Origin of the sequence: Lysobacter sp. cf310 (genome assembly GCF_900114355.1) — a bacterium.
GTDB lineage: Bacteria > Pseudomonadota > Gammaproteobacteria > Xanthomonadales > Xanthomonadaceae > Lysobacter.
Genome location: NZ_FOSS01000003.1, coordinates 162886 through 181699, shown reverse-complemented (window position 1 = coordinate 181699; position 18814 = coordinate 162886). Strand labels below are relative to the sequence as shown.

Genomic DNA, 18814 nt, shown 5'->3' with positions numbered 1-18814 from the left:
TTGCAGGCCCTGGTCGATCCGCTCGGGGCGCGCAGCGCGTTCCGCCACGATGCGCTGGGCCGCCTGCTGGAGCAGAGCGACGCCGCCGAGCAGCGCACCCGTCACGACTACGACGCCAAGGGGCGGTTGCTGAGCGTGGTGCAACCCGACGGCAGCCGCGTGCGCGCGGTCTACGACGCCGAGGACCAGCTGATCCGTTACACCGACGAGGCCGGCGCGGTGACCCAACTGGCCTATGTCGGTATCGGTCGGATCGCTCGCCGCCTGCAGCCCGACGGTCAGCTGGTTCAGTACGAATACGACCGCGAGGAGCGACTGACCGCGGTGCTCAACCAGCGCGGCGAACGCTACCAACTCCAGCGCGACGCCCTGGGCCGCATCGTCGAAGAGATCGACTACTGGGGCCAGAGCCGCCGGTACCGCTACGACGCCGCCAGTCGCCTGACCGTCACCACCGATGCGCTGGGGCAACAGATCGCCTACACCACCGATCCCCTCGGCCGCATCACCGCCAGGACTGCGCCCGATCCCGATCGCCCGGGCCTGCAGACCAAGGACACCTTCCGTTACGACGCCAACGGTCAGCTGATCGAGCTGCGCAATGCCCACCGCCAGGTCAAGCGCCGCTTCGACCTGGAAGGACGCTTGCTGGAAGAGGACCAGGACGGCTTCAGCATAGCCAACACCTACGATGCGCTCGGTCGGCGTATCGGTCGCGCGACCAGTGCCGGCAATCGCGTCGCCTGCGCTTTCGACCTGCGTGGTCAGTTGCACAGCCTGGCCATCAACGACGATCCCGCCATCGTGACCGAGCGCGACGCGCTGGGGCGTGTGCTCGCCGAACACCTGAGTCCGCAACTGCAGCGCCAGCTACGCTACGACGATCGTGGCCTGCTCACGGCCCAAGCGGTGTTGAAAGACGAAACGCCGCTGTTCGATACCCAGTACGCCTACGACGAGGCGGGCAACCAGACCCAGCGCCGCGACAGTCGGCACGGTACCGATGCCTACAGCTACGACCCGATGGGGCGGATATTGGCGCATACGGATCCACGCGGTGCGCTGGCCACTTTCCTGTACGACCCGGCCGGCGATCGGCTGCATACCCGCGTGCATGCCAAGCAAGCGCAGCAGGTCGTAGGCGGCGAACCGCAAGCCGACGAGTGGAGTCGCGAAGGCGAGCATGCGGGACTGAGCTACGTCTACGACCGCGCCGGCAACCTGGTACGGCGCGGCGAAACCGGCGCCGGCGACGACACACGCGCCCTGCACCTGCGCTGGGACGTCAGCCAGCGCCTGGTCGAAAGCGTCAAGGACGGGCAAGTCACGCGCTACGGCTACGACCCGCTGGGCCGGCGCGTGTTCAAGCGCAATCCCAGCCACACCACCTGGTTCTTCTGGGACGGCAACGCCCTGCTGGCGGAGGTCGCTCAGGAAAATGGCGATGCCGAAGTGCCGGGACCCATCGGCGACGGTCTGGTCGTCGACCTGTTCGAGGCCCGGCGGCGCAAACGCGCCTTCGCCGGGTTGCATGCATTGGCTCGCGAATACGTCTATTACCCGGACAGCTTCGTGCCACTGGCGCTGATCGACAAGACGCCTATCGAGGCGGCCGAAGCCGACTCCGATGCGCGCCCCTCGCAGGACGCGACGGGGCCGGCAGCGGCGCCACACGCCCGGGTGTTCCATTACCACGTCGACCCGAACGGTTGCCCCACGCGTGCGACCGACCCGCAAGGCCACGTGGCCTGGGCGGTCAGCTACACGGCCTGGGGTGAAGTCACCCGTCAATACGCCGACGAAATCGACAACCCCTTGCGCTTCCAGGGCCAGTACTTCGACGCCGAGACCGGGCTGCACTACAACCTGCATCGGTATTACGAGCCCAAGACCGGCGAATTCATCGGCGCCGACCCGCTGCGCATGTTGGCGGGCGAGCATCTGTATCGGTTCGCGCCCAATGCATTGGAGTGGTCGGACCCGCTGGGCTTGAGTCCGTCGCCTATTCCGGGCGTCGCCAACGGCGAATTCGCGAACTGGTTCAATAATCTGACGCCCGATGAGTTCGATGCCGTCTGGAAGGACCATGCTTCGACGATCAAGGACCGGTTGCGACATCCGGGAGGAATGCACGAGTGGCTGCTGGTGAGCCGGGCCGATGTCTTCAAGCGCTGGGGCGTCACCGCCGAGCAAATCTGGGAATGGAGAACGCCCACCAGCACCACCGGCGGCATCAACCCCAACTGGCGCCATGGGCGGACCGGATCCACCTCGGCGCATAATGAGATACTGGGAATCATCGATTCCAGTTTGACGTTCGACGACTTCAAACGAAGGTTGAACAACTGGGCCAACTTTAGACTGTCCAATGGGATCAACGATCTTCCCAGCGGACTGAGAATGAGGTGTTGATGAGCGCTGTGGAAAGAATGGGCGTCGTGTCGCTTTGGGGTGGTCGGTTCGCCTCGGAGGACGACTTCTTTTCCTATGTCGAGAAGACCTATCCCGACAGCGGAGCGACCAGCGGATTCATCCGCGACTCCGGGATCGGCTTCTACGATGAGGACTTCGCCGAGGGCAACTATTTCACCGACGGCGGCGTCGAATCGGCGATCCGCGAGCTGTCCTACGGAGATACGTTCCCGCCAAAGGCGGTCGAGGCCATGAGCCGCGTTGCAGGCGCGAACTCGATCTATGCGATCTACGACGTCGATGCGACCGAGCTGCGCAGCGACGCCGACAGGCTGGTGTTTGTGGGTGCATTTACGTACAGCAAGTAGCCCGGACAGGGCCTAGCCTGCTGTCCCCCGGTCTGCGAATGCCGAGGCCCGATCGTGCCCGGCCGGGTCAGCGTACGGCTGGCGACTAGGCTTCAAGCCGCCTGCGAGAGGCGTCTTCACCAGGCGCCCCATAGCCGCGTCACCCGGCCAAGGGTAAGCGTCAAGATAAGGATGTCGACACTGTTATGACCACCGCCGCGAAGCACTTCGACCCGCAGTTGGGTATCGACATCCACATGTACGTGTTTCCGCCGGTGCCCTTGCCGGTGCCGCTGCCGACGCCGCACATCGGCATCGTGCTGGACCCCTTCGACTACCTGCCCTTCCTGGGCGGCACCGTCCACGTCAACGGGATCAAGCGCGCCACCGCCGGCACCGGCGGCCTGAACCTGCACATCCCGATGGGCGCCTACCACCCGGCCTTTCTGCCCAAGCTGCCGACGGGGCCGCAGACCGACGACGAACTGTTCATGGGCAGCCTGACCGTATCGGCGGACGGCGACCCCTTCTCCAAGCTGGCCATGCCGGTGCTGGACTGCAACGTGGTCGGCATGGTGCCGCCGTTCCGCATCCGCAAGCCGAAGAAGCCCAAGATGTCACTGACCCTGCCCACGGCGGTGAACCTGGCCATTCCGACCAACGTCAACGTCGGCGGGCCGCCGACGATCTCGCTGATGGCGATGGCGATGAAGGGGCTGTTCAAGCTGCTGGGGCCGGTGTTCAAACGCGGCGGCAAAGCCTTCAAGAAGCTGCGTCAGAAGGTGTTCGGCAACATGAAGCCGGGCTTCCTCAAGTGCAAGGTGCTGCGCGCCGAGCCGGTGGACATCCGCACCGGCAGCGTGTCGGTGACGCACGAGGACTTCGCCGTGCCGGGCCGCCTGCCGCTGACCTGGACGCGCGAGTACGGCTCCAACAATGACCATGTCGGCGCCTGCGGCCACGGCTGGGAGACGCCGGCCGACATCCGGCTGGAGCTGGACGCCGAGGGCAGCGTGCTGTTCCACGGCGGCGAAGGGGTGGCGGTGTTTCCGCAGGCGCCGAGCGCGCCGGGCCTGGACCATGCCGTGCGCGAGTTCGTCGATGGGGCGCGTCTGTACGCACAGGACGACGAGTGGCAGGTGCGCACCAAGGACGGCCTGCGTTACGTGTTCGCGCGTCCGGCCGCGAACCTGGTCGCGTTGACGGCGCAGCGCCTGCCGATCCAGCGGATCGAGGACGCCTGCGGCAACGCCTGGCGTTTCGAGCGCCGTGGCGCGGATCTGGTGCGGATCGTAGAGAGCGGCACCGTCGATCCCGATAGCGGCCAGCCGCTGCAGGGCCGCTTCCTGCAGGTAACCTCGCGCCGGGGCCGGATCGAGGCGCTGGAGCTGCACGACCCGGCGACCGGCCGCAACCATCCGCTGGTGCGCTACGAATACAACGAGGCCGGCGATCTTTGCGCGGCGTTCGACCCGCTGGATGCGCCGCGGACCTTCGACTACCGCCAGCACCGCATGGTGCGCCACACCGACCGCTTGGGTCTGTCGTTCCACTACGCCTACGACGCGCAGTGGCGCGTGGTCCACAGTTGGGGCGACGGCGGCCTGTACGACTACCGTTTCGGCTACGACGACCTGCTGGGCGATGTGGAGGTCACCGACTCGCTGGGGCATACCTCGCTGGTGAAGTTCGACGAATACCGCCTGCCCCTGTGCGAGATCGACCCGCTGGGCGGCGTGACGGTGTTCGAGTACGACGAGGTCGGTCGCACCACCGCGGTGGTCGCCCCGGAAGGCTTGCGCACCCAGTTCGCCTACGACGAGCGCGGCAATCTGCTGCAGCTGACGCGGCCGGACGGCAGCACATTGCAGACCGAGTACGACGAGGACGACCGGCCAACCGCCGTGATCGACCCGTTGCAAGCGAGCTGGCAGCAGCACTGGGACGAGCGTGGCCTGCTGGTCGAGCAGACCAGTCCCTTGGGCGCGCATTCGCGCTATGTCTACGACGCGCACGGTCAGCTGACGGCGCATACCAACGCACTGGGCGCGGTGACCGCCCTGCACTACGACCGCCACGGCCAGTTGCAGGCCCTGGTCGATCCGCTCGGGGCGCGCAGCGCGTTCCGCCACGATGCGCTGGGCCGGCTGCTGGAGCAGAGCGACGCCGCCGAGCAGCGCACCTGTCACGACTACGACGCCAAGGGGCGGTTGCTGAGCGTGTTGCAGCCCGACGGCAGCCGCGTGCGCGCGGTCTACGACGCCGAGGACCAACTGATCCGTTACACCGACGAGGCCGGCGCGGTGACCCAGCTGGCCTATGTCGGCATCGGTCGGATCGCTCGCCGGCTGCAGCCGGACGGCCAGATGATCCAGTACGAGTACGACAGCGAAGAACAGCTGACGGCGTTGATCAACCAGCGGGGCGAACGCTACGAACTCAAACACGACGCGCTGGGCCGCATCGTCGAAGAAGTCGACTACTGGGGGCAGAGCCGCCGGTACCGCTACAATGCCGTCGGCCACCTGAGGAGCGCGATCGATCCGCTGGGTCATAGGCTTGCTTATGCCACCGATCCGCTGGGACGCATCACCGCCAAGACCTTGCACGAAGCGGATAGTCCCGGCCTGCAAACCAAGGAAGTCTTCCGCTACGACGCGTGCGGTCAGCTGATCGAGCTGCGCAACGCCCACCGTCAGATCAAGCGTCGTTTCGATCCGGAGCGGCGTCTGATCGAGGAAGATCAGGACGGCTTCGTCATCGCCAGCACCTATGATGCGCTCGGTCGTCGCATCGTCCGCACCACCAGCGCGGACAATCGCGTCGTCAGCAGCTTCGACCTGCGTGGCCAATTGCACAGCATCGCCATAAACGACGAGGCGCCGATAACCATCGAGCGCGACGCGTTGGGTCGTGCCATGACCGAGCGTCTGAGCCCGCAGATGCAGCGTCAGTTGCGCTACGACGAACGCGGCCTGCTCACCGCCCAGGCGGTACTGAAGGACGAAGCGCCGCTATTCGAGACGACCTACACCTACGACAAATCGGGAAATCTCATCCGGCGCCACGACAGCCAGCAAGGAGTGGATGCTTACACCTATGACCCGATGGGTCGAATCCTGGCGCACACGGATCCAGGCGGGATGCTGGCGACTTTCCTGAACGATCCTGCCGGAGATCGCCTGCGCACCCGCGTGCACGCCAAACAGCGGAAGCTGGCGGTCGGCGGCGAACCGCAGCCAGACGAATGGACGCGCGAAGGTGATTACGCTGGGTCGAGCTATGTCTTCGATCGTGCCGGCAATCTGACGCGGCGTGGCCGCGCGGGCGATGAAACGCGCGCCTTGCACTTGCGTTGGGATGCAAGCCAGCGTCTCGTCGAAAGCAGCAGGGACGGCCAGACCACGCGCTACGGCTATGACCCACTGGGGCGACGCGTGTTCAAGCGCAACGCCAAGCGCACCACTTGGTTCTACTGGGATGGCGATGCATTGCTGGGCGAGGTCACCCACGAGAACGATCAGGTCGAAGTGCCTCCCTCCCCCAGCGACGGTGTCGTGGTCGACCTGTTTGAAGCGCGTCGCCGCCAGCGCGCCTTCAAGGGGCTGCATCCAGACGTACGCGAGTATGTCTATTACCCCAGATCCTTCGTCCCACTGGCCTTGATCGACCAGCCAGCCGCACCAGCGCCGTCGGCTGGATCATGCTCGGAGCGCGAAGCGCCGGCGCCGACGTCGGCCGCCGATCGCGCCTCCCCCGTTGAGAAGAAAGCCACCTACCACTATCACGTCGACCCGAACGGCTGTCCGGTCAGGCTGACCGCGATGGACGGAAAGGTCGTCTGGTCGGCAAGCTTCGCGGCATGGGGAGCGGTCAGGCAGTTGCATGCGAATTCGATCGACAATCCCCTGCGCTTGCAAGGTCAGTACTTCGACCCGGAAACCGACCTCAGCTACAACCGGCATCGATACTTCGACTCGGCCATCGGCGCCTTCGTAAGTCAGGACCCCATCGGCCTGGTGGGAGGCTCCAATCCCTACAATTTTGCGCCTAACACGCTCCGATGGACCGATCCATGCGGGCTGTCGGAACTGATCACGAACAAGTTCCCCGATGAAGAACTGCCTGCCAACGGCAAGATCGTGCCCCATTCGATCGGAGAGGATGGCTATATCCAGCGAAAGGACGGACGCAAGAATTTCGATTTCGTGATCACGGCGGACAATCGACTGATCCTGGGCGACAAACATCATCTGCTCGGCGACCGGTCCGACGTGCTTGCGGCCGGTCAGATGAAGTTGAACGGTAAGGGGCGTGTGGCCGCTGTCGACAATCTCTCCGGCCACTATCGTCCGAGCGTGGAGGAGGCGGCGAGATTCGGCGACCTGTTGAGGGGCGTCGGCTTGAATGTCGATGGTACTGTGCTGAACATGTATTCATTTACTCTGGACGGCGACGGGAACGTCATCAGCATGAAGGTGGCCAAGACATGCCGGCTATGAACGAGAACACGCTCGCCGAGCTGTTGCCCATGCTCGATCGTATGGATGCGGAGGATGCGGTCCACGACCGTGCGCGCCTCGAACGCAACATCCCGAGGCTTCTTGCCTACCCGGCACGCGAGTTTTGGCCGATCCTCTTCGAAAACATGAGCACGCGGTTCAATACCCATCTTTTTCTGAACGCGCCGGAACTGTGGGTCGCCTGTACCTGGCAAGACTGGCGCGAGGTCATGTCGAGCGGCTTCGACAGAAGCTACCGCGCCTCCGGGGTCTTCGATACCGGAAAATTCGATGATGTGAAGCTGCTCTACAAGTACGTCGGCGTGGACTCGGTCGGCGCATTCCTGCAGGAGGCCGGGCAAGGCGATAGAGTGCGGCTGGCGAAGCACTTGTTGGCGATCCTGCCGCTCTTGGTCGACAAGGAAGGGCGAGACGAAGACCTTCGCGAGGGCGACGTCTTCGTCACCGAGCATCAGCTCGATGACTATCGTCGGCGACTCATGCAGGAAACGCCGGCTCCGGCGCCGGCCGACTTCAACGCGGACCGGCTCGAAGACCTACTGAATCGCGTCCTGAACGCTTAAGTTTCGCGGGGTCTGGGTCTGCCGCGCCCTGCGCTCTCCGGCCTGGGATGAGCCAGCCCAGGCCCGCCAACCGCCGATACGGCTATCGGCGGCTTATGCGCCGGCCGCGTGCGCCAGGCCCGCCACCACGCCCAGCGAGGCATCGCCGGTGACGATCTTCGCGCCGGGGAATATCTCCCTGGCAGCCGCCGGCACGTAAGGCGAGCGCGACATGCCGCCCGTGAGGTAGACGCTGTCCGGCTCCACGGAGAGATCCGCTTTGGCGCGCCGCATGAGTTCGCCCAGATGGCGCAGGAACGGGCTGGCGGCATCCTGCAGGCGCGTCTGGTCGAGCTGCGCTCGCAGTCCCGGCTCGATGTAGTCCAGCTCGACGCCGACCTGGTCTTGCTCGCTCAGGCCGATCTTGGCCCGTTCGACGGCGCGATTCAGGCGCACGGTGTGCCCGGGGAGTTTCAGCCGCTCCAGACGCGGGCCATAGGGCGCGTCCACGTGCTTGAACGAGGCCTGGCGAAAGTTGTTCTGCCGCTCCAGGTCGTGCACCGTCGATGCCTCGTAGTAGCGATGCACCGCCGTGGGCGTGATGCCCTTGCCGAACAAGGCCATGACCCCGCGCATGCTGAGCTCGATATCGACGTCGGTGCCGCCGACAGGATCGCCCCAGGACCCATGTATGACGGGCGCCGCGCTCGGCCCGCCGACATCGGCCAGTGCGATGTCCGTGGTGCCGCCGCCGATGTCCAGGATCAGCGTGCGACTCGGAGCGGCCAGTTCGCGGTGATACCCGTAGGCGGCGGCTGCGGGCTCCTCGAGGAAATCGATGGCGTCGAACCCGGCGGCGTAAGCGGCATCGGTGAGGATCTCCAGTGCTTGCGCGCTTCCGGCTTCCTTCATGCTGCTGCGAAAGCGCACCGGCCGGCCCATCACCGCCGCACGCACCTGCGTGCCCAACTGCGCGGACGCCTTCGTGCGGATGTGGCTCAGCAGCTGCGTGGCGATCCGCAGCAGGGTCTCGCGCGCATTGCCCTCGAGTTTGTAGCCCAGCATGGACTTGGGCGAGACCACCAGATGGCCGGTTCCGCTGGCCATATAGGCCTCCACCGCCTCGTCGCCGTACAGCGCATTGTCCACGTCCGCGCCGGCGGTCATCGCCTGGCGAATCTGGTCGGCGGCCCACTGCCGGCGCACCGCGACGACGGCGGCGCGCTGTATTTCGAAGTCCGACTGTTTGCGCGCCGTCGGCACCAGCGCCAGCGCCTGAGCGCGCGCATGCGCCGGTTGCCTCATCGCCTCCTCGCGCAGGCGCTGGACGCGCGCCTGCTCCTGGGTCTGATCGCGCTTGGCGCCGGCGACCAGCACCCTCACCTGCTCGCTCAGCGCCTCGGTCAACTCGAACTGAGCGACATCGGGCATTCGCAGCGGAAAGAACACCGTCGTGCGGAACTGATGGTCGTCGCCGAAGCGGATCAGCTGCAAGCGGCCGTCGATTACCGCGCCCGCGGCCGAATAGCTGGTACCAAAATCGATTCCGATCCGCATGGGCTTCCGGCGCAATGAACACTGACCCGCCATTTTGCCCGGAAACCGCATCGGCGCGGACCGCCGCGCGCGCATCGCGGCGAGGGCGCGATCCGCACGTTCGTCGCTTCCATGACGCGACCCTGCGCTGCGACGGCCGGCAACGATGTCGATGTCGATGTCGATGTCCCGCGACCGTTCGAGGCCGGAACGGGTCCTTGAGGCCCCAGGCGCAGCCGGCTTGACGCGTTGCCCGATGCTATCTAACATTAATGCGAATGATAATCAATATCTTTGCAGTCGCTCGACCGGCTTTCTTCGTTTCGATCTCGGCAGCGGATACCCGCTTGTGAAAGCATCTGGGTTCGAATCGCAGCTTCTTGCTACTCCCCGCAACCGCTCCGGCTTCGGACCTGCGCACGACGCCACGCGGTGTGGACTTATTAATCCTTCTTAAACTCGTCCTCATAAGCTGGACGCAATCTGCCCGTCGAGGCTGGATCCGTTCGCCGCCGACGCAGCCCACCCGCTGCGACCGCGAGCCTCGATGCGCCACCCCCTACTCACTTCTGCTACGGAACCTCCCATGCGTGCACGCCCCCCGCGTTGGCTACTCGTATTCCTGGTTTGTTCGTTGTTGGCGGCATGCGGAGGCGACAAGGAGGAAACCCAGGCCAGCGACGCTTCGGCGCTGGCGGTGTCGCTGGCCCAAGCGCGTCCGCAACCCTTGGCTCGCAGCGTGCTGGTGTCCGGCCCGGTGTCGGCCTTCGAGGAGATGCAACTGGGCGTCGAGCTCAGTGGGCAACGGGTGACCTCGCTGCTGGTGGACGTCGGCCAGTCGGTGCGCAAGGGCCAGGTGCTGCTGGAGCTGGACCATCGCACCCTCGACAGCGAACTGGCCCAGGCCGAGGCTTCGCTGCGGCAGGCGCAGGCATCGCTGTCGCTGGCGCAGGTCAGCTACGACCGCGGCGCCAAGCTTGCGGCCGAACAACTGATCAGCGCCGGCAATCTGGACGAGCTGCGCGCCACCCGCGTGCAGGCCGAGGCCCAGGTCGCCACCGCCCGTGCCGGTCGCGACGCGGCCAAGCTCCGGCGCGATTTCGCCGAGCTGCGGGCGCCGGCCGATGGCGTCATCTCCAAGCGACTGGTGCAGCCAGGCCAGGTCGTCGCCGCCGGCAACGAACTGCTGCGCCTGATCCGCGACGGCCGCCTGGAATGGCGCGCCGAGTTGCCGGAAGACCAGCTCGCCGGGGTCGCCGTCGGCAACACGGTCGAACTGCCCTATGCCGGCGGCACCATCGCCGGTCGCATCCGCGCGGTCACGCCCGGCGTCGATGCGCAGACCCGCACCGGCACGGTGTACGTCGACCTACCCGAGCCGGGCCCGCTCAAGCCCGGCGTCTATGTGGAAGGCCGCATCGTCACCGGCGCCGGCCGTGCGCTGATGGTGCCCACCGCCGCTGTGGTGCAGCGCGACGGTCACAGCTATGTGTTCACGATGAAGGACCAGCAGATCGTCCAGCGCGTGCGCGTGCGCACCGGCCAGACCGGCAACGGCCAGGTCGAGATCGTGCAAGGCTTGAAGGACGGCGATCAGGTGGTCGCCGAAGGCGCGGGCTTCCTAGGCGACGGCGATCGCGTGCGGGTGGTGCCGGCCGCCGCTGCCGGGAAGGCCGTACGATGAATTTCTCCGCATGGGCGATCAAGCGGCCGTTGCCGGCCCTGATGGTGTTCTTCGTGTTGTGCGTGGCCGGGTTGTGGGGCTTCCACAAGCTGCCGGTGGCGCGCTTCCCCGATATCGCCTTCCCGATGACCACGGTCACGATCACTCAGCCCGGCGCCTCGCCCAGCCAGCTCGAGGCCGAGGTCACGCGCAAGGTCGAGGACTCGGTCGCCACGGTGACCAACGTCAAGCGGGTGATCTCGACGGTCAGCGAAGGCGTCAGCACCACCACCATCGAGTTCCAGCTGGAAGCCGATCTGGCCACCGCGCTGGACGATACCCGCGACGCGGTCACCCGTATCCGCACCGACCTGCCGCAGGACATCCAGGAGCCGGTGATCTCCAAGGTCGATATCGGCGGTTCGCTGATGACCTATGCCCTGGTCGCGTCGCAGATGACGCCGGACGAAGCCAGTTGGTTCGTCGACCGCGAGGTTTCGCGCGCCATGTACGGCGTGCCCGGCGTGGCCCGGGTCACGCGCGTGGGCGGCGTGCAGCGGCAGGTACGCGTGGACCTGGACGCGAACGCGTTGCAGGCCTTCGGCGTCACCGCCGGCGACGTCTCGCGCCAGCTCGCGCAGATCCAGGTCGAGCGCGCCGGCGGCAAGGCCGAGCTCGACGGCGCCCAGCAAACCATCCGGACCCTGGGCACGGTCGGCAACGCCCAGGCCTTGCGCGATTACACGATCAGCCTGCCGGATGGCCGTTCGGTGCGTTTGTCGGCGCTGGCCAAGGTCACCGACGCCGCCGCCGATCCCACCGAGGCGGCCCTGCTGGACGGACGCGACGTGGTCGCGTTCTCGATGTCGCGCACGCGCGGCTCCAGCGAGGTCAAGGTCGAGGAAGGCGTGCACAAGGCGCTGGATGCCCTCAAGGCCGACCATGCGGGCATCGACTTCCGCCTGGTCACCACCGTCATCGACGAGACCCACCGTTCCTACGATTCGTCGATGACCATGCTGTGGGAAGGCGCGCTGCTGGCCTTGCTGGTGGTGTGGCTGTTCCTGCGCGACTGGCGCGCGACCTGGGTGTCGGCGCTGGCCCTACCCTTGTCGATCATTCCGACCTTCGCGGTGATGTACTGGTTCGGCTTCACCTTGAACCTGATCACCCTGCTGGCGCTGTCGGTGGTGGTGGGCATCCTGGTCGACGACGCCATCGTCGAGATCGAGAACATCGTGCGCCACTTGCGCATGGGCAAACCGCCGCTGGAGGCCGCCCGCGAGGCGGCCAGCGAGATCGGCAACGCGGTGATCGCGACCTCGCTGACCCTGGCGGCGGTGTTCGTGCCGGTCGCGTTCATGCCCGGCATCGCCGGCAAATTCTTCCGCGAATTCGGCTGGACCGCGGCGACCGCGGTCTTGTTCTCGCTGCTGGTCGCACGCCTGTTGACGCCGATGATGGCGGCCTATCTGCTCAAGCCGCATGGCGAGGAGAAAGGCGATAGCAAGCTGATGCGCTGGTACCTGGGCTGGGTGGACGCGGCCCTGCGCCATCGCGCACGCACGCTGTGGATCGCCACCGGTCTGTTCGTCGCCTCGCTGGCGCTGGTGCCGCTGATCCCCGCCACTTTCATTCCGCAGTCCGATCTGGGGCGCAGCAACCTGAGCCTGGAACTGCCGCCGGGCACGCGCCTGGAGGAAACCAAGGCGGTGGCCGAGCGCGCGCGAGTGCTGCTCAAGGACATGCCGGAGCTCAAGCAGGTCTACACCGCGATCGGCAGCGTGCTGGACCTGGGCGATCCTTCGACCACCGGCATCGGCGAGGCGCGCAAGGCCACGCTGGTGCTGGATTGGGGCGTGGCCGACGAGCGCGAACGCGATCAGCGCGTGCTCGAACGCGAGGCGCGGTCGCGACTGGCCCAGTTGGCGGGCGTGCGTGTGAGCTATGTGAGCTCCGAGCCCGGCAATCAGCTGCAACTGGTGCTGTCCGGCGACGATCCGCAGCACCTGCACGACGCGGCGATCGCCTTGGAACGCGACCTGCGCCGCATCCCGGGCCTCGGCAGCGTGACGTCGTCGGCCTCGTTGCTGCGGCCGGAGATCCAGATCCTGCCGGATCCGGCGCGGGCCGCCGACCTGGGCGTGGCCACCGCCGACATCGCCGAGGCCGCGCGCATCGCGACCGCCGGCGACTACGAACAGCGCCTGGCCAAGCTCAATCTGCCCGACCGCCAGATCCCGATCCGCGTGGGCTTCGCCGAATCGACGCTGGCGAACCCGGCCCTGATCGGGCAGTTGCGCGTGCCTGGCCGCTACGGGCCGGTGCCCCTGGCGGCGGTCGCCGACATCAAGATGGGCAGCGGCCCGTCGCTGATCTCGCGTTACCAGCGTCAGCGCAACGTCACCCTGACCGCCGAGCTCAACGGCCGGCCGCTGGGCGATGTCATGGAGACGGTGCAGAAGCTGCCCAGCGTGAAGCAACTGCCGCCCGGCGTGAGCTTCCTCAATACCGGCGACGCCGAGGTCTTCGTCGAACTGTTCATCGGCTTCATGCTGGCGATGGCGGCAGGCCTGGTCTGCATCTACATGGTGCTGTTGCTGCTGTTCAACCACGCGCTGATGCCGCTGACCATCCTGACGGCGGTGCCGCTGTGCGCGGGCGGCGCGTTCGGCGCGCTGCTGCTGACCCAGAACATGCTGTCGTTGCCGGCCTTGATCGGTCTGCTGATGCTGATCGGCATCGCCACCAAGAACTCGATCCTGCTGGTCGACTACGCGGTGATCGCCGAGGACGAGCACGGCCTGAGCCAGCACGACGCCCTGATCGACGCCTGCCGCAAGCGCGCCCAGCCCATCATCATGACCACCCTGGCCATGGGCGCGGGCATGATGCCGATCGCGCTGGGCTTCTCCGGCGATTCCAGCTTCCGCGCGCCGATGGCGATCGCGGTCATCGGCGGCCTGATCACCTCGACCCTGCTGAGCCTGATCGTGATCCCGGCGGCGTTCACCGTGGTCGACGATCTGGGCGAATGGATGACGCGGCGCTTCCGTCATCGCTCCTCGCATCCGGCCCAGCAGCCGCCGGCAGCCTGACGGCGCAACGCAGAAACCGGCACTGGTGCGGCGGAAAGGCCGCACCAGTGCCAAGGTTCACGACTGGCGCCGACGGCGGCGACGCTTGAGGAAGCTCAGCAGCGCCTGCTCCCATTGCCGGTCGCCACGCGCCCGCGCCGCGTACGGCGCCAGGGCATCCTCGCGCCAACCGGCGAACACGGTGGGGTCGATGTAGGACTTGCGGCAGACCACGGGCGTGTTGCGCAGGGCCTGCGCGACTTCGCCCACCACCGCCTTTTCCACCTGCGCCAGCGCACGCTCGCTGGGCGCGGCCCGTCGCTTGCCTTCGGGCAGCGGCAGCTGAGCCAGGCGCCGGAACGCGGCCAGGGTCGCGCCCCAGGTGCGGAAATCCTTGGCGCTGAACTCGCCGCCCGTGGCCTCGCGCAGGTAGCCGTTGATGGCGTCCGAATCCACCGGCTGCACCGTGCCGTCGTCGTCGCGGTACTGGAACAACGACTGTCCGGGCAGTTGCTGGCAACGTCGGATCTGCCGGACCAGCTTGGCGTCGTCGATCGCGACGTCGTGCATCTGTCCGCCTTTGCCGCGGAAATGCAGTCGCGCGCGCCCGTCGCGCAGGAAGTCGATGTGGCGATTGCGCAAGGTGCTCAGGCCATAGGTGCCGTTGCTGCGCAGGTAGGCGTCGTTGCCGACCCGCAGCAAGGTATCGGCCATCAGCGCGACCACGATCGCCAGCACCTTGGCGCGCGGAAAGCCCGCCAGCTTCAGATCGCTGCGCAAGCGCCGGCGCAGGCGCGGCAGCGCCGCGCCGAATTCCACGATGCGGTCGAACTTGCCGTGGTCGCGCGCATGCCGCCAATCCGGGTGGTAGCGGTACTGCTTGCGGCCGCGCGCGTCGCGGCCGGTGGCCTGCAGGTGGCCGCTGGGCTGGGCGCAGATCCATACCTCGCGATAGGCAGGGGGCACCGCCAGGGCGCGAATTCGGTCCAGGGTCGCCGGATCGCGTATGGGCCGCCCCTGAGCGTCGCGGTAGCGGAAGCCGCGCCCCGAGCGCAGGCGCGCGATGCCGGGATCGGCGTCGCTGACGTAGCGCAAGCCGGCCTGCGCGGCCACGCGTACGGACGCGGCATCGGGCACGGGGGCGGGCGTGGGTACGGCCTTAGCGGGTTTAGCCATGCGCCACACATACGCAGCGGTCCGTCAACGCGGTGAAAACGCCCCGCGACGCCGCTCGGGAGGTCCAGGGTCTGAACCATGGTTCAGGCTTGCAGCGGCGTTTTTCGGCGGATTTGACGACAAGCCCACGCGCTGGCGCTAAAGTAGTCGGGTGATGTCCGTCCTGCTGCGACTGCTGCTGTGCGTAGGCCTGATCCTCAACGGGTCGGCGTATGCGGTCGCGTCCACCCAAATGCAGTTGACGCACATGACCGCCGCGATCGAAGCGGCGGCCTTGGCCCAGACCTCCTGTCACGACGGCATGCCCCAAGACGGCATGGCTGCCAACGGCATGACGCATGACGGCCTGTCGATGGCCGGCATGTCGATGGCCGGCATGGATCACGAGTCGATGTCGGCGTCCGCCGATCACCGCCATCACGGTCAGGGCCAGGCGCCCGACGCGGCCCAGCCGGACTGCTGCAAATCGCCGACCTGTACTTGCTCCTGTCTGCAGCCCGCACCGGCCACGGCGATCGCGTTCGCCTTCGGTGGCGCGCATATCGGTCACAGCCTGATCGCGCGGCCGATGTCGGTCGACCACGACGCGCCGGCCCTGCCCTACCCCATCCGACCTCCCATCGCTTAAGCGCTCCACGCGCCGCCATCGCGGCGCGCTCAGGCAGGCTGTGCGCGACGTTCGCGCATGGACCTGGTGTCGCCGGTCGCGTCGTGCGCCGGCGTTATCGATCCTTTGGAGTTCGACGATGTCTTCCGATTTCTCCGGCCGACGGCCGGATGCTCTGGCCGAGCCTTCGCGCCGGCGTTTCGTCACCGGTCTGGCCGCGGGCGGCGTCGCCGCCGGCCTGGGCCTGTGGCGCTCGCCCGCGTTCGCGGGCACGGCGCTGGCCACCACCGCGCGCGAATTGCGCGGCCTCGATTTCGATCTCGCCATCGATGCGGCGCCGGTCAACTTCACCGGCCGGGTGCGCCCGGCGATCACGGTCAACGGTTCGCTGCCGGGTCCGATCCTGCGCTGGCGCGAGGGCGACACGGTCACCTTGCGCGTCGCCAACCGCCTGCGCGACACCAGTTCCATCCATTGGCACGGCATCCTGCTGCCGGCCAACATGGACGGCGTGCCGGGCCTGAGTTTCGACGGCATTCCGCCGGGCGAGACCTACGCCTATCGCTTCCAGCTACGCCAATCGGGCAGCTACTGGTACCACAGCCATTCCATGTTCCAGGAACAGGCCGGGCTGTACGGCGCGATCGTGGTCGACCCGCTGCAGCCGCCGCCGTTCCACTACGACCGCGAGCACGTGATGCTGCTGTCGGACTGGACCGACCTGGATCCGGCTGCGTTGTTCCGGCGCATGAAGAAGATGTCGGACTACGACAACACCTACAAGCGCACCGTCGGCGACTTCGCCCGCGACGCGCACGCGCAGGGCTTGGCGGCGGCGCTGCGCGACCGCGGCCAGTGGGGACGCATGCGCATGACACCGACCGATCTGTCGGACATCAATGCGCACACCTATACCTACCTGCTCAACGGCACCGCGCCTGCCGCCAACTGGACCGGCCTGTTCCGCTCCGGCGAGAAGGTGCTGCTGCGCTTCATCAACGCCTCGGCGATGACCTACTTCGATGTGCGCATCCCCGGCCTGAAGATGACCGTGGTCGCGGCCGACGGCCAGTACATCCACCCGGTCAGCGTCGACGAGTTCCGCATCGCGGTGGCCGAGACCTTCGACGTGATCGTCGAACCCTCGGGCCAGGACGCATACACCATCTTCGCCCAGGACATGGGCCGCACCGGCCATGCGCGCGGCACCCTGGCGGTACGCGAGGGTTTGTCGGCGCCGGTGCCGGCGTCGGATCCGCGCGTCATCCTGACCATGGACGACATGGGCCACGGCGGCATGGACCACGGCAGCCACGGTGCGCCCAAGCAGAAGGCCATGCCCGAGGGCAGCTGTGGCGCCAGCATGGGCATGGCCGGCATGGACCACGCAGGCCAGGACATGGCGGGCATGGACCATGGCGGCGGCGCGCACCCGGCCAGCGAGGACGGCAATCCGCTGATCGACATGCAGGCGATGACCAGCACGCCGCGCCTGGACGATCCGGGCATCGGGCTGCGCGACAACGGACGTCGCGTGCTGCGCTACGCCGATCTCAAGAGCCTGTTCGAGGACCCGGACGGCCGCGATCCCAGCCGCACGGTCGAGCTGCACCTGACCGGGCATATGGAGAAGTTCGCCTGGTCGTTCGACGGCCTGAAGTTCATGGATGCGCAGCCGCTGCGCTTGAACTACGGCGAGCGCATGCGCATCACCCTGGTCAACGACACCATGATGACCCACCCGATCCATCTGCACGGCCTGTGGAGCGACCTGGAGGACGAGCGCGGCGAGTTCATGGTGCGCAAGCACACCATCGACATGCCGCCCGGAACGCGTCGCAGCTATCGCGTGCGCGCCGACGCGTTGGGCCGCTGGGCCTACCACTGCCACCTGCTTTACCACATGGAAGCGGGCATGATGCGCGAAGTGAGGGTCGAAGAATGAGCGCCCTCCACTCTCCGCACCACGCCGCGCTCGCGGCCGCGCTGGCGCTCGCATTCGTCGGCGCCGCGCAGGCCCAGCACCACAGTACGCACGCCGCGCCGACGCCGCCCGAACCCACGCCGGCCGCGACCGAGCCGGTCGTGGATCACGCCGCGATGGGGCATGGCACGCCCAAGAAGACCGAAGCCAGTGACGGCGGCATGGACCACTCGAAGATGGACCACGCCGCCATGGGTCATGAGGCTGCGCCCGCCGCGAGCCAGACCCCGCGCGAACCCATTCCACCGCTGACCGACGCCGATCGCGCCGCCGCGTTCCCCGACTTGCGTTACCACATGCAGCACGCGCGCGAGTTCAACAGCTACGTGCTGTTCGATCGCCTGGAAGTCGGCCATACCGACCACGGCCGCAGCGAGGCCTGGGAGGCTACGGCCTGGTTCGGCAGCGATCTCAATCGCGTATGGCTGCGCAGCGAAGGCGAGCGCGAAGGCGGCGCCACCGCCGCGGCCGATCTGGAGGTGCTGTACGGCCGCAGCGTCACGCCCTGGTGGGACGTGGTGGTCGGTGTGAAGCACGACTTCAAGCCCGGTCGCTCGCAGGATTGGCTGGCCGTCGGCGTGCAGGGCATGTCGCCGTACAAGTTCGAGGTTCAAGCCACCGCCTATGTCGGCGCCTCGGGGCGCGTCGCGGCCAATGTCGAGGCCGAGTACGACGTGCTGCTCACCAATCGTTTGATCCTGCAGCCGCTGGTCGAGCTCGACTTCAACGGTAGCCAGGACACGCGCCGCGGCATCGGCTCCGGAGTGAGTACGCTGGAAGCCGGGTTGCGCCTGCGTTACGAGTTCATCCGCCGCTTTGCGCCCTATGTGGGTGTGGTCCACGAACGCAGCTTCGGCAACACCGCCGATCTGCGCCGCGACGAAGGCGAGGCCCGCGAGGACACCCGCGTCGTCGCCGGCGTGCGGATCTGGTTCTGAGGGCGCGAC

11 protein-coding genes are annotated in these 18814 nt (G+C 67.1%); 9 read left to right on the top strand and 2 right to left on the bottom strand.

Translation table 11 applies throughout. From position 1 onward, the window contains the following. The 4 genes from BMZ45_RS12145 to BMZ45_RS12130 form a co-directional block, all read left to right on the top strand. Positions 1-2412: RHS repeat-associated core domain-containing protein (locus BMZ45_RS12145; protein WP_139215477.1), on the top strand; the 2412-nt coding region annotated here is incomplete at its 5' end. Next, positions 2412-2780, top strand: a complete 369-nt coding sequence (locus BMZ45_RS12140; protein WP_091636784.1) for an immunity 22 family protein — start codon at positions 2412-2414, stop codon at positions 2778-2780. The genes BMZ45_RS12145 and BMZ45_RS12140, both read left to right, overlap by 1 nt. A 401-nt stretch (positions 2781-3181) precedes the next feature. Then, positions 3182-7261 (top strand): RHS repeat-associated core domain-containing protein, encoded by a 4080-nt coding sequence (locus BMZ45_RS12135; RefSeq protein ID WP_343124205.1) that lies wholly within the window; start codon positions 3182-3184, stop codon positions 7259-7261. Next, positions 7258-7845, top strand: a complete 588-nt coding sequence (locus BMZ45_RS12130; protein ID WP_091636780.1) for a hypothetical protein — start codon at positions 7258-7260, stop codon at positions 7843-7845. The genes BMZ45_RS12135 and BMZ45_RS12130 overlap by 4 nt, the downstream gene beginning before the upstream one ends. A gap of 93 nt (positions 7846-7938) precedes the next feature. Here BMZ45_RS12130 and BMZ45_RS12125 read toward each other — a convergent pair whose 3' ends face one another. Further along, a complete protein-coding gene (locus tag BMZ45_RS12125) occupies positions 7939-9381 on the bottom strand; it encodes an Hsp70 family protein (RefSeq protein ID WP_091636778.1) in 1443 nt (480 codons plus the stop codon). A gap of 565 nt (positions 9382-9946) precedes the next feature. On the opposite strand from BMZ45_RS12125, the gene BMZ45_RS12120 reads away from it, so the two are divergent. Together BMZ45_RS12120 and BMZ45_RS12115 are read left to right on the top strand one after the other, a co-directional pair. Continuing rightward, positions 9947-11044 (top strand): efflux RND transporter periplasmic adaptor subunit, encoded by a 1098-nt coding sequence (locus BMZ45_RS12120; protein WP_091636776.1) that lies wholly within the window; start codon positions 9947-9949, stop codon positions 11042-11044. Next, on the top strand, positions 11041-14121 hold the full coding sequence (locus BMZ45_RS12115; protein ID WP_091636774.1) for an efflux RND transporter permease subunit: 3081 nt from the start codon (positions 11041-11043) through the stop codon (positions 14119-14121). Before BMZ45_RS12120 ends, BMZ45_RS12115 begins: the two co-directional genes overlap by 4 nt. A gap of 57 nt (positions 14122-14178) precedes the next feature. Here BMZ45_RS12115 and BMZ45_RS12110 read toward each other — a convergent pair whose 3' ends face one another. Beyond that, entirely contained in the window at positions 14179-15276 is a 1098-nt protein-coding gene (locus tag BMZ45_RS12110) for a DNA topoisomerase IB (RefSeq protein ID WP_091636772.1), read from the bottom strand. Between the two features lie 154 nt (positions 15277-15430). On the opposite strand from BMZ45_RS12110, the gene BMZ45_RS12105 reads away from it, so the two are divergent. The 3 genes from BMZ45_RS12105 (at position 15431) to BMZ45_RS12095 (ending at position 18805) form a co-directional block, all read left to right on the top strand. Continuing rightward, positions 15431-15904, top strand: coding sequence for a CopL family metal-binding regulatory protein (locus BMZ45_RS12105; RefSeq protein ID WP_091636770.1), 474 nt, complete (start codon positions 15431-15433; stop codon positions 15902-15904). 118 nt (positions 15905-16022) lie between these two features. Next, the gene (locus BMZ45_RS12100) at positions 16023-17828 is read left to right on the top strand and encodes a copper resistance system multicopper oxidase (protein ID WP_091636768.1); all 1806 of its coding nucleotides are present in this window, start codon (positions 16023-16025) and stop codon (positions 17826-17828) included. Further along, positions 17825-18805 carry a copper resistance protein B gene (locus tag BMZ45_RS12095; protein WP_091636766.1) on the top strand — a complete coding sequence of 327 codons (981 nt, stop codon included), beginning with the start codon at positions 17825-17827 and terminating at the stop codon, positions 18803-18805. The genes BMZ45_RS12100 and BMZ45_RS12095 overlap by 4 nt, the downstream gene beginning before the upstream one ends. The last annotated feature ends 9 nt before the right edge of the window (positions 18806-18814 follow it).

Bases quoted from the DNA above. Each gene is read 5' to 3' on its own strand.
- BMZ45_RS12095 (WP_091636766.1), top strand. From the start codon at position 17,825: ATGAGCGCCCTCCACTCTCCGCACCACGCCGCGCTCGCGGCCGCGCTG.
- BMZ45_RS12135 (WP_343124205.1), top strand. From the start codon at position 3,182: ATGGGCGCCTACCACCCGGCCTTTCTGCCCAAGCTGCCGACGGGGCCG.
- BMZ45_RS12130 (WP_091636780.1), top strand. From the start codon at position 7,258: ATGAACGAGAACACGCTCGCCGAGCTGTTGCCCATGCTCGATCGTATG.
- BMZ45_RS12115 (WP_091636774.1), top strand. From the start codon at position 11,041: ATGAATTTCTCCGCATGGGCGATCAAGCGGCCGTTGCCGGCCCTGATG.
- BMZ45_RS12120 (WP_091636776.1), top strand. From the start codon at position 9,947: ATGCGTGCACGCCCCCCGCGTTGGCTACTCGTATTCCTGGTTTGTTCG.
- BMZ45_RS12110 (WP_091636772.1), bottom strand. From the start codon at position 15,276: ATGGCTAAACCCGCTAAGGCCGTACCCACGCCCGCCCCCGTGCCCGAT.
- BMZ45_RS12125 (WP_091636778.1), bottom strand. From the start codon at position 9,381: ATGCGGATCGGAATCGATTTTGGTACCAGCTATTCGGCCGCGGGCGCG.
- BMZ45_RS12100 (WP_091636768.1), top strand. From the start codon at position 16,023: ATGTCTTCCGATTTCTCCGGCCGACGGCCGGATGCTCTGGCCGAGCCT.
- BMZ45_RS12105 (WP_091636770.1), top strand. From the start codon at position 15,431: ATGTCCGTCCTGCTGCGACTGCTGCTGTGCGTAGGCCTGATCCTCAAC.
- BMZ45_RS12140 (WP_091636784.1), top strand. From the start codon at position 2,412: ATGAGCGCTGTGGAAAGAATGGGCGTCGTGTCGCTTTGGGGTGGTCGG.